This window comes from Streptomyces sp. NPDC057002, assembly GCF_042673825.1.
GTDB lineage: Bacteria > Actinomycetota > Actinomycetes > Streptomycetales > Streptomycetaceae > Streptomyces.
In genome coordinates, this window is sequence record NZ_JBHURZ010000003.1 from 600,957 (window position 1) to 618,705 (window position 17,749).

Consider the following 17,749-nt stretch of genomic DNA (forward strand, 5'->3'; position numbering starts at 1 on the left):
GATTATTTGGCCTCACTCCAGCGGTGGCAGATTTTCACGTCCGTGGTGACGGGTACGGAGAGGAGCTGCATTTCCTGGCCGGCCATGGCCTCTTGCAGTACCTTGGCGCCTTCCTCGGCGGTATCGGCCGGGCACATGGCGGCGATTTCGTCGTGGACGGTGAGCAGGATCTGCATGCCGGGCAGCAGGCTTTTGTGTAGTCGGACCAGGGCGAGCTTGGTGATGTCCGCGTTCGAGCCCTGAATGTGGGAGTTGACGACCTGTCGTTCGGCCTTGGCGCGCAGGCCATGGTCGTGGTTGAGCAGGTCCGGGAGCCGACGCTTGCGGCCGAGTAGGGTGCGCAGGTACGGCTCGGGCCGACGGGAGCGCACGGTCCGCAGGAGCTTGGCCTTGTAGCGGTACACCTCGGGGAACTGCTTCTCGTGCTCGCGCAGGATCTGTTTCGCTCGCCGCAGGGTGGTGTGGGACATGTCCGCCACTTTCTGGGCGCCGGCACCGTAGTTGATCGCGAACGCGATTGCCTTGGCGATCTGCCGCATTTGCTTGGTGACGTCCTCGGGGGCGACACCGAATACGGCTGCTGCGGTCGCGGTGTGCGCGTCCACGCCGTCCCAGAACCCCTGCCAGAGAGCACCCTTCCCGGCGAAGTGCGCGAGAATCCTCTGCTCGATCTGCGCGTAGTCGGCGACGAGCAACACATACCCGGGGATGGGGTCGACGAGATCACGGATCGCCTTTCCCCACTCGGTTTCCGCACGTGGCCAGTTCTGGACGTTGGGAGTGGAGCAGGAAAAGCGACCGGTGACCGTGCCGAACTGCTTGAGCATCGGGTGAATGCGGCCGTTGAAGATCTGGGTCGGCTTGTCCTCGCCGTTGCCGAGATACCCCTCCACATAGGTGGAGAGGATTTTGGAGACTTCCTGGTAGGCGAGGATCGCGTCGACCACCGGGTTGCGGCCTGCGTAGGGGGCCAGGGCCTCGGCGTCGGTGGAGGGGGCGCCCTTCTTGGTCAACTTCCGTGGGCGCAGGCCCTGTTCGCCGTAGAGGATCGCCTGCTTCTGGGGGGTGGAGCCGATGTTGAAGACCTTGCCGGCCGCGCGGTAGACGTCGGCCTCGCAGTCGGTGAGGCGCTCACGCAGGCGTGTGCGGAGCTGCTTGAGGGCCTCGATGTCCACGGGGACGCCGGCGCCCATGTGCAGCAGGCAGTGCAGGACGTCCATCTCCAGGGTCCACATGTCCTCCAGGCCCTCGGCCGTGATCATCGGCCGCATGTGGAGCCACTGGAGCCAGTCCGTGGCGGCGTCAATGTAGGAGTAGTCGGCCACCACGCCGAAGGGATGCTTCTCGATGCACTTGCCGACCTCTTCGGTGTCGTAGACCAGGCCGTAGCGCTCCTTGTCGAGGGCCTTCAGGCCCAGGGCGCGGTTCTCGTTCAGCATCCATGCGGCGACGATCGTGTCCCCGTACGGCGGAGGCGGGTATTTCCCCTTGTAGTACTTGGCGACCGACAGAAGGTCGAAGGGCGCGTTATGGGCGATCTTCGTCCGGTCGCTGTACAGCAGCTCCTCCAGGGCGTCGAAGACGACGCTGGGCCGGAGCTGGGCGGGGGGCTCGTCCCACTGGGCGGGGATGTGCTCCCACTGGCCAGTGGCCTTGTTCTTTCGCCTGGTCGCTTTCCTGAGCAGGTTGTAGCCGTTGGGGTGGCCCATCGGGATGACGACGGACGAGCCGTGGGTGGCCAGGCTGATCCAGGCGACTTCATTGACGGCGGGTACGCCTCTGTAGGCGCCCGTGGTCTCGACGTCGAAGGCGAAACTGTCCTGGGCGCGGAAGTGCCGTACGGCTTCTTCGAGTTGGCGAGTGTCGGTGATGAGCTGCACGAGGTCCCCAAGCCGTGAGTGAAGAGAAGGGGGCCCGCGCCGGCGGAGCGCAGCACCGGCGCGGGTGGCTTGGGTGGGCGGTCAGGCGTCGTCCATCAGGAGCTGGACGATTTCCTCCATGCCTTCCTCGTCGAGCGGTTCCTTGACCCGGTCGCCGTAGTTGTGGCATTCGGCCAGGAATTGCTTCAGAGCCTCGTCGTCGAGCGGAGCGACTCCGTACTCCTCCTCCAGGTCGCGTTCCTTGACCCGCTCCAGGGTGTATTCGACGGCCTTCTTCTTCTGTTCCTTGCGGATCGTGAAATACAGGTCGGGGCGGTTGAGGGGACCGCGCTTTGCATCGGCAGCGATTTCCTTGAGCTGCCGCGCGATCTTGATTCCGACGTCCCATACCTTGAGGACGGGGAATTCCGGGTCTTCCAGGGAGACGACGTCGAAGCAGGCGCTGAATCGTTTTGCCTTGTCGCCGATGGCGCAGAGCGGGCAGTCCGGGGTACCCCAGCAGCGCACGCTCTTGGAGCCCTCTTCGATCTCGTCGATCCAGTGGCTCGCGAAGACGTCGAACGGCCCGTCGGCGAGGATCTTGATGACCATGCGGTTCTCGGTCACCTTGAGGTAGAGGTCCCCGCCGCCAGCGGCCGAGGCGACCTTGTCGACGTCGTCCCAGCCGGCGCCCTGTGCGGCACCCGAGCCGGTCTTCACCACGCGGCCGGTGATGGCCTCGCGGCGGGTGACAGTGCCGTCGCTGCGGCCGGCGTCGAAGCCCTCCTGCTCGGCCTTGCGTGCGGGGAGGGCGCGGCGGCGTCCATAGGTACGGGATTCGGGCATGAGTCAGCTCCAGTCGTGAATGGGTTCGGGCATGACGGCGCGCGTCTGCTTGAACAGCTCCGTGCAGCGCTCCGGGAATTGCGTGTGGGAGATGAAGCGCTTGGTCCCGCTCAGCACGCCCTCTTCGTAGGCGATGAGGACAACGCCCTCGATCTGGCGCCGGGTGTAGAGGCGCCGCCGACCATTTCGGGATTCGCCGTTGTAGATCCAGGTGGCCGACGGGAAAAGGCCGGTGGACTCCCACTTGTAGATGGTCTTGGGGGCCCGATTGAGCGCATTGGCCAGGTGGCTGATCGCGAAGAATTCGCGGTAGTAGCCGCTGATTTTCTTGTAGACGGGGTCCTCGTCCCACCGGGCGATATCGCCTGCGCCGGGATTCTGCACGGGGTGGGGCACGCCGATCGGCCGGGAAGTGCCAGGGTAGACGTCGAGGGGCTTGCGCGGGGGATGGATCACGCCGCAGCACCCTTTGCGTACTCCTCGAAGTCGGAGAACTCCGGCAGGTACTTCAGCAGTAGGGTCGGGTACGACTCCTGCAAGGCTTCAAGGAGTTCCTCGCCCTCCTCCTCGTTCGCCATGACACGGCGGGCCAGGATGTAGAACAACCCGGAGGGGAGGATGGGCGGTTCCACATCCGTGGTCTTGAGGCAGTAGGCCGGCACGTCGAGCGCTCGGCAGATGGCGGTAGCCTCGTCAGCGGTCGCATTTCCGCGTGTGCTGCCTACCGGTGCGTCGCCGTGGTGGCGGTGAATTCTGCGCAGACGCTCCCGGTCGATTCCGGTGGCGAACGCCATGGCACCCCATCCGCTGGGACCGGCGCCAAAGCAGCTTCGCTTGAGCACCTTGCCCCATTCCCACCGGTAGCGTTCGCCACTGCTGAACCGGACCTTGCGGCTGTAGCTCATGACGTCAGGCCCCGGAAAGCGAACGACTCCTTCTGAACCAGGATTTCGTCCATCTCGGCCTCGGTGAGGTGGCCTTCCTGGAGGAGGACGTACAGTTCGTCCGCGTCCAGCATCGGGACCGGTGGGAAGGCGCGGCGGTAGATGTGCTCGCCCTTCGCTTTGGTGATGCGCTCGGCCGCCTGCTCATCGGCGACGACTGAGACGCGGCGTTCTCGTTTGATACGCACGTACTCGTTGTCGCCGGCGGGGATCGGGAAAGGTAGGTCGAGATACTGCGACCCCTTGTGATCCTTGTACCCACGATGCTCGACTGCGTCGGCGATCTTGTCGCGGAGCTTGTTGAGCCGCGAGGTTTCTTCGGTGACCTGAGCCTTGAGGACCGCCCATTCCCGGAACACCGGGATGACTGGGTCGAATGGAATGCGCTGGGATTCCGGGGCGGCCGTGGGATTTGTTTCTTCAGGCACGCAATGCTCCCGTGGATGGTGCGAAGGAGCTACTCACTCCGTGTCGACGACCCTATGAGCTGAAAAAATCGCGGCCAATCGGCCATACGAGTGCCATCATAGGGAATTTCCGACGTGGTCTGAGAGGCTCTCCACGTCCACAGCCAGCGGCCCGTATTGCCCCTGGCCGTCCACGATCGCCTCGGAGAGCTTCTGGCGCAGCCGGAGGGTGGCGTTCACGCGCTCCTCGATGGAATCCTCGACGACCAGATTGACGACGTGGACGCGGTCGAACTGCGAACTGGCCCGCACATGCCGGGTGTTGCGCTGGGCCAGCAGCCCGTTGGAGTAGGGCAAGTCGTAGTTGATGAGGTACTGGACCTCGGGGAGGTCGAGTCCGTAGCCGCCGGCATTCGTCGACAGGAAAATCCGGCAGTCCGGGTCGGTCTTGAATTTCGCCAGCGCGGCGGCTTTCTTGTCCGAGGTGAGCTGACCGTGGAAGTGGACCAGGTCGCCGTGCCTTTCGAGTCGCTCGGAGAGGTAGGGCAGCAGGCGGCGGTAGTCGGTGAAGACCGCGACTTTCGCGCCCTCTCCCACCATCGTGGCGACCAGCTCGTCCAGCGCGTTCAGCTTGGGCGAGTGGTTGAGGTCGGGGAGGTCGGTGCGCGAGGCGGCGAACTGGGCGGCGTACTCGGAGCCCTCGGTCTTGCTCTCGTGGTAGGCGACCGCGCTGTCCATCAGGAGCTGGGGGTGGTCCAGCAGCAGCCGGGCGGCCTGCATGCGCGCCATGACCTTGCCCTGGGCGCCGAAGCCTCCGTCGGGGCGGACGCCGGCGTAGTAGGCGGCGACGTCCAGCTCCTGGCCGGCCTCGGCCAGTTCATCCATCGCGGCCTGGAGGTCGAGGAGGATGGCCTTGTAGATGGCCCGGCTCGTCTTGTCGAGCTGCACCAGGCGCGTCGTCTCCGTCACGGCTGGCAGGTACTTCGCGACCTCCGGGTCCAGGCGCGACTTGCGGATCATCGCCTTGGACAGATTCCGGTGCAGCAGATCCAAGTTCTTGTACCCGGTGACGCCACCGAACCAGTTCCGGATGATGTAACTCTTGTCGAAAAGATCCCAGCGTCCGAGAATCTTTTCGTTGACCCATTCCATGATGGAGAAGACCTCTTCTGGCCTGTTCTCCACCGGCGTCCCGGTGAGAGCGACCCGCACGGGTGGCCGGAGTTTCTTGATGCGCTTGGTCGTCTGGGCCGCGAAATTCTTGATGGCGGTGGCCTCGTCGAGGACCAGCGCGTCGGCCCACACAGCGCACAGGTGCTTCCAGTCGTGCAGAACGGCGCCGTAGGAGGCAATGACGTAGTCCGCGTGCTGGGCCCTCTCCCACTGCTGCTGGCGCTTGGCCGGCGTGCCGTTGACCACCACGCAGACGTCCTCGGTCGGGACGGTGAGCGCGACACCCCGGACCTTGAGCGTGCGGGTCGGGGCGTCGGTGAACTGCGCGATGGCTTGGGCCCACTGAAACTTCAGCGAGTTCGGCACGAGGATGACGCAGCAGCGGATGTCCCCATTGCCGAGCATGTCTTCGAGCGCGGCGATGGTCATGACGGTCTTGCCGGTGCCCATGGAGTAGGCGACCAGGAGGCGCCGGTCGGACAGAATGCGGTCGACGCCGTCGTGCTGGTAGGGGTGCAGCTTGCCGGTGAACATCAGGTGCGCCTCCTGCGCCACGGGTAGTGGGCGTGGGCGTACGCCGACCGGGCGGCCTCGTCGCTCATGTCGCCCAGGTCTTTCGCGGAGATTCCGCTGTAGCTGAGGAACTTCATCGCCAGGCCGCGCGGGCGCCAGCGTGCGTACAGCCGGTCTCGTGAGGCGAGGCCGGCAGTGTCGTTGTCGAGCGCGAGCACGAGGGTCGTGCAGCGGTCCTTCAGGAGCCGCATCTGTGCTTCGGAGACGTGCGCGCCGAACGAGGCGAACGCGCCATCTATGCCGAGGGCGTGGGCGCGGACCGCATCGAGCGGGGATTCCAACAGGAGCGCCGTGGTGCCGCGCCAGGTGAGATCACCGAAAAGGGTGCGCGACTTGAAAATTCCCTGCGGGTAGTTTCGGAAGAACCGTTTCCCTTTCTCCTGCCAGCCCCACAGTTCGCCTGTCATGGGGTTGCGGATTGGAAGAATCCAGTGCTTGCTCGTCGGACTCCACAGCACCCCAAAATCACTGCACGCCTCGGCGGTAAGTCCTCGGGTTTCGAGGGCTCTCGGAGGGGGCGGCACGAAGAGCGCCAGGGCGGCTTCGGTGATGCGCGGCTCATCTGGGTCTTTTTGGGGATTCTGTTCCTCGTCGCTGCATGTGCGGTATACGCCACGGCGTGCGATCCATTGGAACGCTTCCACACGCGCGTACCCCAGCCCGTCTTCGACGAGCTGCACGAACGGCCCGGAGTACCCGCACGAAAAGCAGTGAAAAAGACCGGTCCGCGAATTGACCGAGAACGAGGGCCGGCGGTCCGCCTTCCCGGTCAGAGCAAGGTGGGCGGGACAACGAGCAAGAAACTCCGTTGAGTCCTCTCCGCTCACCTCTCGCAGAACCTCGATCCCGAGGGCCTGCATGGTGCCGGCGACGTCGGACGGCACTGGGTTGGAGAAGGCCGAAAGGTTCTCCCACAGGTCAGTAAGGGAGTGCTTCTTCAATTTCGGCCTCCTCGAACTGCGGCGGCTCCCACGAGATGGAGATCAGGTGTTCTTGCGGAGGAGCGTTGCGGGAGGCGAGGACTTTCATGCGGTAAAAGAAGTCCTCGTCCGTGGCCTCCATGCCGACGACCAGGTCCGCGTCCTGGACCCAGGCGCTGGTGTATCCGAGGCTGTTCGCGGTCAGCCCTTTCGCGCCGACTTTGTGCGAAAGCGACTGCGTCGTGACGACGACCGGCAGGTCGTTGTTCAGAGCGAGCTTTTTCAAGCCCCTGCTGATGTTGGTCAGAGCAATTGGCGTCTGCGACTCGCGGCTGATTTCGTCATGGAGGAAATAGGCGCCGTCGATGAACACCACGCTCGGGGAGAGCTGGTCGATCTTGCTTTGGATTCCGCTGAGCGTCATCGCGCCGGCGCGGTCCTCGGTGACGATGTACGGCTGCTCGCCGAGCGGTCCGGAGAGTGCGTTCTCCAGGGCCCGCCATTCCTTCGGAGACAACTCGCCGGTCTGGAGCTTTTTCGGGTTGACCTTGGCGAGGAATCCGTCGAGGCGACGGGCGATTTCCGCGTACGGCATCTCGAAGGAGATCAGCAACGGCCGTGCGCCGTAGTCGTACGCCGAGCGGGTCATGCCGAGCATCACCGTGGTCTTGCAGCTCTTGGCCAGGCCGGTGAGGACGATCATCTGCTGCGGCTGGACGCCGAGCGTGACCTTGTCCAGGAACCGGAAGCCCGTGGGGATGCCCAGCAACTCGCCCGGGTTGTCCTTGGCCTGGCGGTAGACCTCCAGTCGCTGGACACCGCTGGCGGCGTAGTCGATCTCGCGTGAGGTGGCGGTGGCGGTGGCGGCGTGCGCGAGCATCATCCGCAGCAGGGGCAGCGCGGCTTCCGAGCCGCTCTTGTCGAGGGCCTCCGCCACGGCGTTGAGGCCGAGGTCGATGATGGTGCGTCGGCGGGCCTCGTGCAGCTCGCGGATGAGGTAGTCGACCGGGCCGGAGCCCTCCTCGCGGAAGGCGAAGCCCGGGTGGTCGCGACAGATGACCTCTGGGGTGGGCGGTTCCCCGAAGTCCGCCCGGAACGCCAGGATTTCCTCGAAGATCCGGCGGTTGTTCGGGTCGAGGAAGTGATCAGCCGTAACCCGCGCGGTGGTGACTGTCTCCAGATCACCGGTCAGCGCGATGTAGCTGATCACCTCCTCTTCGATGCTGCTCACAGAACTTCCAGCAGCGTCAAGGGTCCGGCTTCCTCCATGAGGTCGCCGAGCGGGACGGGGCCCATGCAGTCGTCGTCCACGACCGGCTCGACCGTGATCTGCGGCAGCTCGCCGGCGAGGAACGTCACGACGACGGCCCAGCCGACCAGGGGCAGCTCGTCGTAGCCCTCCAGCCCGAATTCCGAGCGCAGACGCGCGATCTTGCTGGTTTTGTCAGGGATGAGCTGGACGACCTCGCGGCGCGGGTCCTGGTGGGGCTCGGGGCGGTAGTCGATCACCGCTTCACTCCGTTCCGCAGGGGGCGTGCAACGTGAGTGGCCGGGCCATGCTGGAGCGAAGGAACGTTTCTCCGGTCGGCCAGATCGCGGAGGAGTCGGCGGATGGCCTCCACGCCCTTCGGAGTGACGTAGACGGTGTAGGTGGTCCTGGCGCCGCCGTCGTCTCCCACGCGTGCGTAGACGCGGGTGACCAGCAGGCCAGCGTCGGCGACCTTTGCGGCCACGTCGTAGTACGCGTCGCCGTAGCGGTTCTTGTGTCGGAAGATCCATCCCTTCTCCACGAGCAGGAGACGCAGCACCTTCTCCTTCATGCCGAGGAGCTTCGCGGCCTCGCGGACCAGCAGGAATTTGTCGCTGGCGAAAAATGCTTCGGCTGCCTCGACCTTCGGGGCTGCGGCGGCCAGTTCCTTCTTCGCGGCCTCCAGCGCCTCCCACTGGGTCGCGGCCAGCAGGAGCGCTTCGCCGAAGGTTTGCGGGGTGTCGAACTCCGGCTTCTTATCGGTGCCGTAGCCGCCGGTGCGCCGGATCTCCGGGATTACCTCGGAGGTGATCCATTTCTTGAACGCCCTGGCCTCGGCCTTGCGGCTGCGGAGGATCATCGAGTACAGGCCGGATTCGCTGATGACGGACATCCGCTGGTCACCGCCAGGGGTGCTCACAGTATGAGCATCCCTTTCGTCGTCATCGAGGCCCCTCAGTGCAGCGTCGGGACGCTCCAGTTCGAGCACGGCGCACACGTCGCGGGCGACCCACCAGGGAGCGCCGTCGATCATGAGAACGCGGACTCTCTTGTTGGTCTCGGGGAAGACCAGCGGGATGACGTCGGCGCTCATCGGGTGACCTTTCGGATGATTTCTGGATTGCGGGGGTGGACGTAGATCCCCTTGGGGCCGTAGCGCAGGGTGTGTTCGGGCAGCGCATGGAAAATGTGGGCGGTGTCGAGAATCCCGATCAGCCGCGCCATTTCCTGTGGTGTGGTGACGACCAGCCGTGTTTTGGGGATGTCCTCGGCCTCGATGCGGGTGGCGAGGTCGCCCTTCAGCTCCTCGGGCAGGTAGGTCACCAGGGCAACGTTCACGTCGCGCTGCCAGAGGTTCCACAGCTCGGCCACGGCCGGGGCGTTGGTCTCCTCGAAGAGGTCCAGGGCGGCGGACTTGCGGTTCCACCACAGGTAGCGCTTGAAGCGGTTCTCGGAGTACCTCGGGCCGGGCAGCCCGATCAGGTGCTCCCACACGACGAAGACCTCGGTGGGGATCGGCTCGTCGGCGGCGAGGTTGGCGTAGCCGATCACGCGTCGGCCCCCCGCTGCTTCTCGCTGACGAAAATCTCGCGGCGGGTGCACCGGTCCATGAAGCTGCGCAGCGGCTTGGAGTAGCGCTGGGCCCAGTCCGTGCCGGCGAGGTTGGTGGTGATGATCGTGGGGCGGCCGTCGTCGAACCGCTGCCGCAGGAGCTGGTCCAGCGTGTCCTCGGCGAACTTCGAGTCGGTGGTGTGCTCATGCCCTACGTCGTCGAGCAGGACGACGTCGGCGTGCTCGACTCGCTCGGTGGCGTAGGTCCAGCGGGAGAGTTCCTCGGGGTCGGTGTCGGAACCGGCCTTGAGGATCTTGATCTTGCGTGCGACGTGGTCGCTGTAGCGGGCGTGGTAGACGGTGGCGCCCCAGCGTCGGCGCAGCTCGCACAGGGCGGCGGCAGCGAGCGTGGTCTTGCCGGTGCTGGGCGGGCCAGCGAAGAGCAGGCCCAGGCCGAAGATGTGCGGGTTGACCGGCACACAGCGCCAGTTCTTGGACTGCTGGGCGCGGTAGCCCTCCACGTAGGCCCGCGTGTTCTTGATGGCGCGAGGCAGGACGATGCCCAGCTCTTCGACGTCGTTGAGGGTGATGCCCCTGAGCCGGGGCGGGAGTCCGGTGCCGACCCAGCGGGCGCGCTCGGGGTCCATGGGTGTGGTGATCACAGGTTCCCCCAGGAGGCGGTGAAGGCGTCGTCCTCGGACTGGTCGGTGCTGGCGGGGGCCTGCCAGGAGGCGTAGTCGGCGTCCGTGACGGTCACGCCGGTGTCGCGGAGGGCCTTGATGAGCTGGTAGCGCTGCCATTTGAAGTCCCAGACGTAGGGGCGCTGGGGCCTTCGGTCGCCGAGGCGGGAGATGTACAGGTCGACCAAGGCCCGGCAGTCGTCCGGGGTCAGGCCGGCATCGCGGCGCAGCTCGCCGAAGACCTGTACGAGGGCTTGGCGGTTGCCGATTTCCAGACCGCCGGCCCAGCTCAGCGGGGGGCAGGCATGGGTGAAGTAGTCGGCCAGGCCCGGGAGGCTGTCGGGGCCGTACCGGCGGCTCTGTGAGCGCCTGACGCGGCGCGGGGCGGGCTCGGGCGGGGTCCAGGCCGGGCAGGGGGCCGGAGCGTCTTCGGAGGAGTCGTGGAGGAGTCGCTGGACGTAGGCCGTGGCGTCGAGTTCGGCGTCGGGGTCGGTGTGGCGACGAGCCATGTGGTTCTCCTGGCGTTGTGGCGGGCCAGAAACTGCACGCGAACGAATGTTCGTGGGCAGCTAATAGAAACCGAAGGTTTCTATTTAGCAGTTCTCTTGCTTGAGCTAGAGCGGGTGCTTTTGCTTGAGCGCGTATGTGCGCGCTCGATGCGCCAGTTGCTGCGTCAGGGGAGTTACTCGCTCTCCGGCATGTTTTCCTCCAGTTCGCGGTTGCTTTTGACGAGAAGGGCGATAGCGCAATCCACGAGCTTGTGGTGCGGCAGTTGTTCCTGAGCCATGCGGATTGGGCCGAAGGGGCTCGCGACGGACACGCTGCTTACCCGGATCTGCGTTTCTGTCTCGGCTCCCGGCCAAGCGAGGACTCGGACAAGTCCGAAGCGGCGAAGGTCACTTAGGGCGCGCGTGGTGGTGCGAAGGCTGACGCCCATTTCACATGCCAAGGCGTCCTGCGTGATGTAAGCGCAGGACCAGCCGGTTTTCTCGTCGAACCTACTGTCCCTGTGTGTAACGAGGTTGGTGTAGGCGACGCGAGCCCTTTCGGGAACTCGGGCGAGAATTTCTTCGACGGGAATATCGAGGGTCATGCTATTCTCCCCGTTGAATGAGTCGAATGGCGTGGCGGCCATAGCAGCGGCCTCCCGGCGGAATCCTGTCAATGTCCGCCGGGAGGTCTTCTCATGTCAGACCTGAACTCGGCGTTTCTGTGCGCCCTTCGGAGGGCGGCCTCGGCCGGCCGGCTCCCACTGGTTTGTCTCCGCGTTGAAGATTTCGAGGCGGGTCTTCTTCGGCTTCTCGTCATCCCCGGTGTCGGCCGGCGTCTCCGGCCGGGGCGCCAGCAGTGAGCGTCCGTGGACGAAGGACTGGCGCAGGCCGTCCGTGCCGTGGACCAGCCCGGCGAGGCCGTCCAGGAATGTCTCGGCCTCGATCAGGGTCCGGTTGAGAGCGACGGCCTCGCCGGCCGTCAGCGTGACGTCAGGGGTGTCGGAAACCACGGTGAGTGCCATCTGGCCGTCGGGCTCGACCTCCAGGGCGGGCTCTTCGGGCGGCTCGTGGTCCGGCAGATGACGCCAGGTCACCTCCAGCAGGGCGCGGGAGAGGTCGTGGACCGGGATGCCCTCGCGCAGGGCCGTGGCGGCGGCCTCAGCGGTGGGCGGCTCGTACGTCGCGCCCTCTTCGCTCAGCACCAGGAGCATCGGGTTCTGCGACTGGCCGAGCCGTTCCACCATGGCCTTGTGGACGTCCGCGACGATGGCCGTGTCGTCCTCGGGGTTCACCACGTTGTGCAGGACGTCGTCCGTGTGCTCGTTGGTGGTCTCGTCCCAGAGCACCTTGTAGGGCAGCTCGCAGCGGACCGCCCATTCCCACACCGCGTGCACACCGGCAGAAGTGGCGTCCTGGCCGGCCGGAATGAGCATGTGCAGTTCGTACTTGTCCGAGGGGCCGAAGTACCCTTCGGCGTCTTCCGGGCCCAGGCTGAAGTGATCGTTGAGGACATCGACGACCAGCGACCTCGCGACCTCTGCGGCCCCCAGAATTCCTAGAGTGACTGTGCGCTTCCCGGTTGCCATATTTTCCTCACATGGGCTGATGTGTCGGGTGAGAGCGATAGTGCCCTTGCCGAAGCCTCGGAAATAGGTGCGACAGGGCAATTCATTTAAGGACCACTCACCTGGGTTAGTTTGGGCCGCCAGGGTGAGACACCAGGTCTGACCTCATGGACCGGGCATTGGCATCCCCCGTCTGGCTCTGCTGCGAGTCACCGTCGCAATTTGAGGTGCCTCACTCGTACGGCTCAGAAGGTGGAGCGTGCCCGCCAAGGAAGCCGCCGCGATGGGCACAAGAAAATGCCTGTCCACCCAATGGGCTAGTGCGAAGGCGGTCGCGCCGGCTGTAAGAGCCTTCAGGTAGGCGGCGAGCAGCTCCGGGACGGGCAGGCGGGAGCACAGGAACGTGATGAGGGGACGCACGAGGCATTCCCAGATGAAGAAGGTGGCGAGCGCAAGGATGAGCAGGTACGTCATGGCGATTCCCGGGTCACGGGGCGCTGGCGTACACGAGTTTGTACGAGGCGCCCACGCCGATCTGCCGCTGAATGAGCTGGTCCAGACGGTATTGGGAGACCCTTTTTCCCCGGTAATAGTGCGAGCGGGAATCCCCGGGAGTGCCCTCCCACATGTAGTCGGCTGAGGGCTCGTTGCCGTCGAAATACGGGGCGAGCCGGTCGGCCTGCTCGACCAAGAGGTGGTCGTATCTGAAGCCCAAGGGGCCGACGTTCGCGTAGGGGCCGTTCGCCACGAGGGACTCCCACAGCAGTCCGTCGTGCTGCACGCGCGCACCAGCGGTGTAGGGGACGCTCTGGGACCAGGTCGGCTCGGCAACCGGGTCCTGCTCGACCTGGACCCAGACGGCGTCGTTGGTGCCGGGCTGGACGGCGGTGTAGACCGACGCGACGTCGTCGGCGGCGTAGCCGAGGCTGAGCCGCGCGGTACCGCCGAAGGTCGACGAGGTCTTGAACGTCACCGACAACCGGGTCCAGGTGGTGCCGGCCGGGTCGACGATTGGCGTGCTCGTGCCCCGGATCAGGTTCGCCCCGTCGTGGGCCCACAGGGTGATCGGGACCGGCGAGGAGAGAGCCAGAACGTAGATCGACGCGGTGTACACGGTGTCCGGCCGGAGTCGGTCGACGAGGGCTGGCTGCGCGGTGGCGGACACCACGCCGGTACGCGGGGAGGTGCCGTTGATCAAGGTGGCGGTCGGGACGGTCGTGATGCTGTACTCGGCCGCGTTCCCGACGATGCCGCTGCCCAGGGCCAGAGTCAGGGACGCGGTGACACCTGCGTCCTTCTCGTGCCCCCAACCCCACAGTGAGTTTTGGAACGAGGGGTTCTTCGCGAGGTTCACGCGCGTGGCGCGGAGTTTCATGATGAGCTGACGAGGCGGCTGCCAGGCCCTGGCGGGTGAGGCGCCGGCGCTCTTCGTGGAGAGTGTGCTCGGGACCCAGATGCGGTGCTCGTCCACGTAGAACTGCACCCGGCTCGCCCCGCCGGAGGTGACGCGCGGGACCACGGCCGCCCAGACGGCGTTGCTCTCCATCTGGAGCATTGCGCTTGCCTGTTGGTACTTGTAGCCGCCTGCCGTGGTCACTGCCGACCCGGCAGCGAAGGTACCGATCAGATTGAAGTTCGCGTCGTAGCGCAAGATCGCGCACGTGAGCTGCTGACCGGCGACTTCGGCGGCGACGGACACCTGTGCCTGGTAGGTCACGCCCGGCTCCACCCGCACCAACGCGGTTTGGAGAGGCCGCAGGGTCAGGGTCGCGGGCGCAGGGATGGGCGTGCCACCGGCGACACCGCTGCCGTCGGGGTTGTCCGGCGTTCCCTCACCGGGCACGAAGGCGTCGTACTTCACGGCGGCGTACGTCTGACGCTTGGCCCGGAGGTTGGGGTAGCTGCCGAACTGGGCCACTGCCTCATACGAGTTGGTGGCTGGTGGCGACTGGTAGACGAACTTGCCGCTGAATTCGCCGCAGGACGGGTATTCCGTGGTGCGCGCGAACGTCAGGTAGGCCGTTTCCCCGCCGCCGCCCACCGGCTCGTACATGGTGCGGCCTTCATACGAAGACTGCTCCAGGTCAAAGAGGTTGGACCCGAACTGGTCCGTGTCAGTGTCTGTTCCTGGCGGCGTGCGCTCGAACTGCACGTACGCCATCTGCTGGGTTTCATTGAGCGCCATGGCCGAGGACGTGACGCCAAGCCGTGCGTAGTCGAACACCCCGTAGATGGCGCCGATGGGTCCTGGGCTGTAGAGACGGTTGGGTGCCTGAACGGTGAGAGAGAGCCGTCGCCAGGTGTTGGTCGGGTCCGTTCCACCGAGGCGGATGACGCCGGACGTCGCATGGCTGAACGCCGGGTCGGAATAGACCGAAGGGCCGTAGGGCACGACCGCGAAGTCCGTGAAAGCCCCCGGGACGTCTGAGTATGTGACAGCCAGCGTGCCGGTGCTGACGCTACGCCCTGCGTTCAGCGCGATTTGTGTAATGAGACGCAGCACGGGATCGAATACGCCCGTGCTGGTCGTAGTTCCGTCCAGGGTAAGGGGGATGGGGATGGTCATGTCCGGACCCTTTCCAACAGCCCATATCCGAGCGCCGTGTTATTTCGGGTGTCGGAGACGTTGGCGAGCGTTCTCCATCCGGACCAGCCGCGCGCTTCGACCAAAATGTCTCCGGACCTGTTACGCACACGCATGCGCTCGCCGTAGGAAATGGGGGTCCAGGTCGCGACGACGGAGACGTTCACGGCGGTGACGTTGCCGCCGGAGACGGTGACGGTGGTGTAGGTCAGCCGATCCCTGGAGGCGAGCCAGTAGCCGACGTTGGGCGTGAAACGGAAGACGATTCCGTGCTCCAGCGTTCCCCCGGAGTCATCGGGGGCCGCCATGAACGTCACGTACGCCTGCTCCCCCTGCTGCCCGCTGGGGGCTGTGGTGTAGACCCAGTCGCGCTGGAACCACAGGACGCGACCCGCCTGGCGCTCCAGTGCGGCGGCGGAGTTCCACGCGGTGGGCCTGACCACGCCACGTGTGTTGGCCCAGGAGCCCCGGGTGACGTTCCAGGGGATGGGGACGCCGTGCGCGCCGGCGGCCGGCACCGTCCAGCCGGCGGGAGCGCTACCGGTTGACTGGGGGTACGTGGGAGTGGTCTCGAACCTGTCGAACTGGATTTGTGCGTCGGACTGAATGAAGCCGAGACCGCCGTAAGTACCGTTGGAGTTGTACCAGTTGACGAAGGGGCGCACGTCTGCGCCCGTCGCTGTGGCGGTTCGATTGTGGTAGACCGAGAACGTGTAGCGCTGGATATTCAACCCGCACCAGCGCCACCACAGGTTGTCGGCGTTATAGCCAGTGGGGAAGATACCCAAAGACGGCCTTGCGGCCTCGTAGAGGTGACCTCGCCAAGCGATCCGAGCACCCTTTTGGTAGGACCGGGTGGCGGACCAGGAGCTGACCTTCGGTGCGTAGACCGAGTCGGTCAGGATGCGGCTTGCCTCGGGTGAGATGTTCGCCTTGTAGGGCGTGAACTTCCACTTATCTGGATTGAGATCGGGCTGGCGTCCCACGCTTTGTGCGGTGGCGACGTAGACGGGTGCGGTGGCCCAGCCGAGAGGATTCCAGGTGACGGCCTGGCCGGGGTAGTAGGTATTTGCGGCGTCCCACGCGTTGGCGCGGACGAGGCCGGACAGGAAGACCTCGCGGGTGCCGGCGGTGCCCAAGGCGGTGTAGTTCAGTGAGTTGCCGGTGCCGGGGCTGCTGGTGCCTACAGACGCGCCCTGGGGGGAGATCCACCAGTCGGGGGTGCTGGTGGATGTGACGTCGGGGTTCACGGTCCCGCTGCTGTTGAGCAGCAAGTTCCAGGACCCGTAACCCCCGGTCAAGGGATTCCACTCGGTGGAGGTGTCCTTAAGGGTGTTCGGGGTGATGGCCTGCCAGTAGGTGGCGGAGGACGCGTCGCCGACCGGGCGGACGTTCAGGTTCGTCGCGCTGCCTTGGATCAGCAGGTAGGAGAGCGTGATGTCATAGCCGCTGGACAGGGCGTTCTTGCCGGTGGTGGTCAGCGTGAGGGTATTGCCCGTCGCGGTCAGCGTGAAGCTGCCCAGGGGCGTAACGGGGATCTGCTGGCGTGAGGAGCTGTACAGGTCGCGGGGCGCCATGGTGCTGGCAACGCCGTTGACGGTCGCGGTGATGATTCCGCCGGCCGGGTCGGCGATGGGCACGATATGCAGGTTGTATGTGCCGGCGCTGGGAGCGGCGAAGGTGAAGGTGAGTGTGGCGCCGCTGGCCGCGCCGTTCAGGCGCACGTATCCCGGGTAGGGATCGGCCACCCTGTCGGGGTCTTTGACGATGGTGCCGGTGCCGGTCTTTGTCGGGTTCGAGCCCGTGTAGGACAGGTAGATCGACTCGCGGCGTGGGGTGCCGATGGCCGCGTACAGGGTGCCGCTGTAGGTGACAATGTCGGAGTAGAGCTGGCTGCCGACGGTGGTGTAGTAGACCTTGTCCCGTTGCCACTCCGGGTACGCAGGGCTGGCGAACGCGGCCTCGTCGAGGTCATGCAGCGCGTTGTAGCCGATCAGGACGTCCGAGTCCCACCCGGTCATTGCCTTGATCAGTTTGGTAGTTGCCTCGACACTGCCTCGGTCGCGGTGGATCAACGCAGCGTTGGCGATGTAGGAGCGGCGCAGCTCGGGTAGGCCAGGGAGCTGGCGGTCGACGCCCATTTCCTGCGCGAGGAGATACAACTGCCTGTCTGTGCAGCGCAGTACGTCGTTCATGCGTAGCAACTGCTCGTGCTCGCATTTCATGACGTCGAAGAAATAGCCGAACAGGCGGCAGAAGCGGAGGAGTTGCTCGTTGACCGGAATGCTCGAAGCAGTGCTTTCGACGACCTCGACCTTGTAAGGGCGGGGGATGTGGTCGTACAGCAGCTCCGAGTGCTTGAAGTCCTTGGCGGCCAGGCCGACGCATCCTCCACAGCGGTACCACGCCTCGGTGATGCCGGTGGTGCTCCAGGACGTCGGGTTCGTATCCGGCTGAAGTCCCGTTGCCGTCTGTGTGTTGATGTAGACCGTGCTGCTGTAGGTGACCAGGTCGCCGGGGTAGTAGGTGGTCGTGGCGCTGTAGGTGTCGGGCGCGGTGGAGACGAAGACGGCGTAGTAGTAGACCTGGCCGGGCACCACCGTGTCGTCGAGGAAGCGGTTGGTCGGGTCGCCCGCACCGCTGCCGGTGCCGGCCGCGCTCTCCAGGATGACCCAGCCGTCGTCCTCGGTCTCCGGAATGCCGTAGGAGTTCCGGACGAGACGCAGCCGCGTCCAGGTCTTCACACCGGCGAGGATCTGGGAGGAGCTGGCCTGGATCGGGGTGTCCCAAGAGACTTCCAGGTTGCCGTAGCCGTTTTGCTCTGCGGCCATGGTCGACTGGAACGATACGAAAAGCGGTGCGCCGTAGAGGGTTTTGGCGTAGATGTCGAGTTCGTAGACGCCCATC

At 65.5% G+C, this 17,749-nt stretch carries 18 protein-coding genes; all 18 read right to left on the bottom strand.

Going from position 1 to position 17,749, the window contains the following annotated elements:
* Window positions 1–2: 2 nt before the first annotated feature.
* The 18 genes from ACFT32_RS17355 to ACFT32_RS17440 all read right to left on the bottom strand — a co-directional run bounded on the left by ACFT32_RS17355 (window position 3) and on the right by ACFT32_RS17440 (window position 17,748).
* Entirely contained in the window at window positions 3–1,880 is a 1,878-nt protein-coding gene (locus ACFT32_RS17355) for a DNA polymerase (protein WP_382489787.1), read from the bottom strand.
* 81 nt (window positions 1,881–1,961) lie between these two features.
* Window positions 1,962–2,705: a hypothetical protein gene (locus ACFT32_RS17360; protein WP_382489788.1), complete on the bottom strand. Its 744-nt coding sequence runs from the start codon at window positions 2,703–2,705 to the stop codon at window positions 1,962–1,964.
* A gap of 3 nt (window positions 2,706–2,708) precedes the next feature.
* Entirely contained in the window at window positions 2,709–3,161 is a 453-nt protein-coding gene (locus ACFT32_RS17365; RefSeq protein WP_382489790.1) for a hypothetical protein, read from the bottom strand.
* Window positions 3,158–3,610 (bottom strand): hypothetical protein, encoded by a 453-nt coding sequence (locus ACFT32_RS17370; RefSeq protein WP_382489791.1) that lies wholly within the window; start codon window positions 3,608–3,610, stop codon window positions 3,158–3,160. Before ACFT32_RS17370 ends, ACFT32_RS17365 begins: the two co-directional genes overlap by 4 nt.
* On the bottom strand, window positions 3,607–4,077 hold the full coding sequence (locus ACFT32_RS17375) for a hypothetical protein (protein ID WP_382489793.1): 471 nt from the start codon (window positions 4,075–4,077) through the stop codon (window positions 3,607–3,609). The genes ACFT32_RS17370 and ACFT32_RS17375 overlap by 4 nt, the downstream gene beginning before the upstream one ends.
* A 96-nt stretch (window positions 4,078–4,173) precedes the next feature.
* Complete coding sequence (locus ACFT32_RS17380; protein ID WP_382489795.1) at window positions 4,174–5,763, bottom strand: DEAD/DEAH box helicase; 1,590 nt, start codon at window positions 5,761–5,763, stop codon at window positions 4,174–4,176.
* Window positions 5,763–6,743, bottom strand: a complete 981-nt coding sequence (locus ACFT32_RS17385; protein WP_382489796.1) for a toprim domain-containing protein — start codon at window positions 6,741–6,743, stop codon at window positions 5,763–5,765. Before ACFT32_RS17385 ends, ACFT32_RS17380 begins: the two co-directional genes overlap by 1 nt.
* Entirely contained in the window at window positions 6,721–7,953 is a 1,233-nt protein-coding gene (locus tag ACFT32_RS17390; protein WP_382489798.1) for a DnaB-like helicase C-terminal domain-containing protein, read from the bottom strand. The genes ACFT32_RS17385 and ACFT32_RS17390 overlap by 23 nt, the downstream gene beginning before the upstream one ends.
* The gene (locus ACFT32_RS17395) at window positions 7,950–8,231 is read right to left on the bottom strand and encodes a hypothetical protein (RefSeq protein ID WP_382489800.1); all 282 of its coding nucleotides are present in this window, start codon (window positions 8,229–8,231) and stop codon (window positions 7,950–7,952) included. Before ACFT32_RS17395 ends, ACFT32_RS17390 begins: the two co-directional genes overlap by 4 nt.
* On the bottom strand, window positions 8,228–9,064 hold the full coding sequence (locus ACFT32_RS17400) for a phage antirepressor (protein ID WP_382489802.1): 837 nt from the start codon (window positions 9,062–9,064) through the stop codon (window positions 8,228–8,230). Before ACFT32_RS17400 ends, ACFT32_RS17395 begins: the two co-directional genes overlap by 4 nt.
* Window positions 9,061–9,522, bottom strand: a complete 462-nt coding sequence (locus ACFT32_RS17405) for a hypothetical protein (protein WP_382489804.1) — start codon at window positions 9,520–9,522, stop codon at window positions 9,061–9,063. Before ACFT32_RS17405 ends, ACFT32_RS17400 begins: the two co-directional genes overlap by 4 nt.
* Window positions 9,519–10,184, bottom strand: a complete 666-nt coding sequence (locus tag ACFT32_RS17410) for an ATP-binding protein (RefSeq protein ID WP_382489806.1) — start codon at window positions 10,182–10,184, stop codon at window positions 9,519–9,521. Before ACFT32_RS17410 ends, ACFT32_RS17405 begins: the two co-directional genes overlap by 4 nt.
* A complete protein-coding gene (locus tag ACFT32_RS17415; RefSeq protein ID WP_382489808.1) occupies window positions 10,181–10,711 on the bottom strand; it encodes a hypothetical protein in 531 nt (176 codons plus the stop codon). The genes ACFT32_RS17410 and ACFT32_RS17415 overlap by 4 nt, the downstream gene beginning before the upstream one ends.
* A 173-nt stretch (window positions 10,712–10,884) precedes the next feature.
* Window positions 10,885–11,295 carry a helix-turn-helix domain-containing protein gene (locus ACFT32_RS17420; RefSeq protein WP_382489809.1) on the bottom strand — a complete coding sequence of 137 codons (411 nt, stop codon included), beginning with the start codon at window positions 11,293–11,295 and terminating at the stop codon, window positions 10,885–10,887.
* A gap of 96 nt (window positions 11,296–11,391) precedes the next feature.
* A complete protein-coding gene (locus ACFT32_RS17425; protein ID WP_382489811.1) occupies window positions 11,392–12,279 on the bottom strand; it encodes a hypothetical protein in 888 nt (295 codons plus the stop codon).
* A 144-nt stretch (window positions 12,280–12,423) separates the two neighbouring features.
* Window positions 12,424–12,732 carry a hypothetical protein gene (locus ACFT32_RS17430; protein ID WP_382489813.1) on the bottom strand — a complete coding sequence of 103 codons (309 nt, stop codon included), beginning with the start codon at window positions 12,730–12,732 and terminating at the stop codon, window positions 12,424–12,426.
* A 13-nt stretch (window positions 12,733–12,745) separates the two neighbouring features.
* Entirely contained in the window at window positions 12,746–14,824 is a 2,079-nt protein-coding gene (locus tag ACFT32_RS17435) for a hypothetical protein (protein WP_382489814.1), read from the bottom strand.
* Entirely contained in the window at window positions 14,821–17,748 is a 2,928-nt protein-coding gene (locus ACFT32_RS17440) for a phage tail protein (protein WP_382489816.1), read from the bottom strand. Before ACFT32_RS17440 ends, ACFT32_RS17435 begins: the two co-directional genes overlap by 4 nt.
* Between the last annotated feature and the right edge of the window lies 1 nt (window position 17,749).

What these genes read in the sequence shown, in the direction of transcription:
- ACFT32_RS17360 (WP_382489788.1), bottom strand. Translation starts at nt 2,705, where the DNA reads ATGCCCGAATCCCGTACCTATGGACGCCGCCGCGCCCTCCCCGCACGC.
- ACFT32_RS17370 (WP_382489791.1), bottom strand. Translation starts at nt 3,610, where the DNA reads ATGAGCTACAGCCGCAAGGTCCGGTTCAGCAGTGGCGAACGCTACCGG.
- ACFT32_RS17380 (WP_382489795.1), bottom strand. Translation starts at nt 5,763, where the DNA reads ATGTTCACCGGCAAGCTGCACCCCTACCAGCACGACGGCGTCGACCGC.
- ACFT32_RS17400 (WP_382489802.1), bottom strand. Translation starts at nt 9,064, where the DNA reads ATGAGCGCCGACGTCATCCCGCTGGTCTTCCCCGAGACCAACAAGAGA.
- ACFT32_RS17415 (WP_382489808.1), bottom strand. Translation starts at nt 10,711, where the DNA reads ATGGCTCGTCGCCACACCGACCCCGACGCCGAACTCGACGCCACGGCC.
- ACFT32_RS17420 (WP_382489809.1), bottom strand. Translation starts at nt 11,295, where the DNA reads ATGACCCTCGATATTCCCGTCGAAGAAATTCTCGCCCGAGTTCCCGAA.
- ACFT32_RS17425 (WP_382489811.1), bottom strand. Translation starts at nt 12,279, where the DNA reads ATGGCAACCGGGAAGCGCACAGTCACTCTAGGAATTCTGGGGGCCGCA.
- ACFT32_RS17430 (WP_382489813.1), bottom strand. Translation starts at nt 12,732, where the DNA reads ATGACGTACCTGCTCATCCTTGCGCTCGCCACCTTCTTCATCTGGGAA.
- ACFT32_RS17435 (WP_382489814.1), bottom strand. Translation starts at nt 14,824, where the DNA reads ATGACCATCCCCATCCCCCTTACCCTGGACGGAACTACGACCAGCACG.
- ACFT32_RS17440 (WP_382489816.1), bottom strand. Translation starts at nt 17,748, where the DNA reads ATGGGCGTCTACGAACTCGACATCTACGCCAAAACCCTCTACGGCGCA.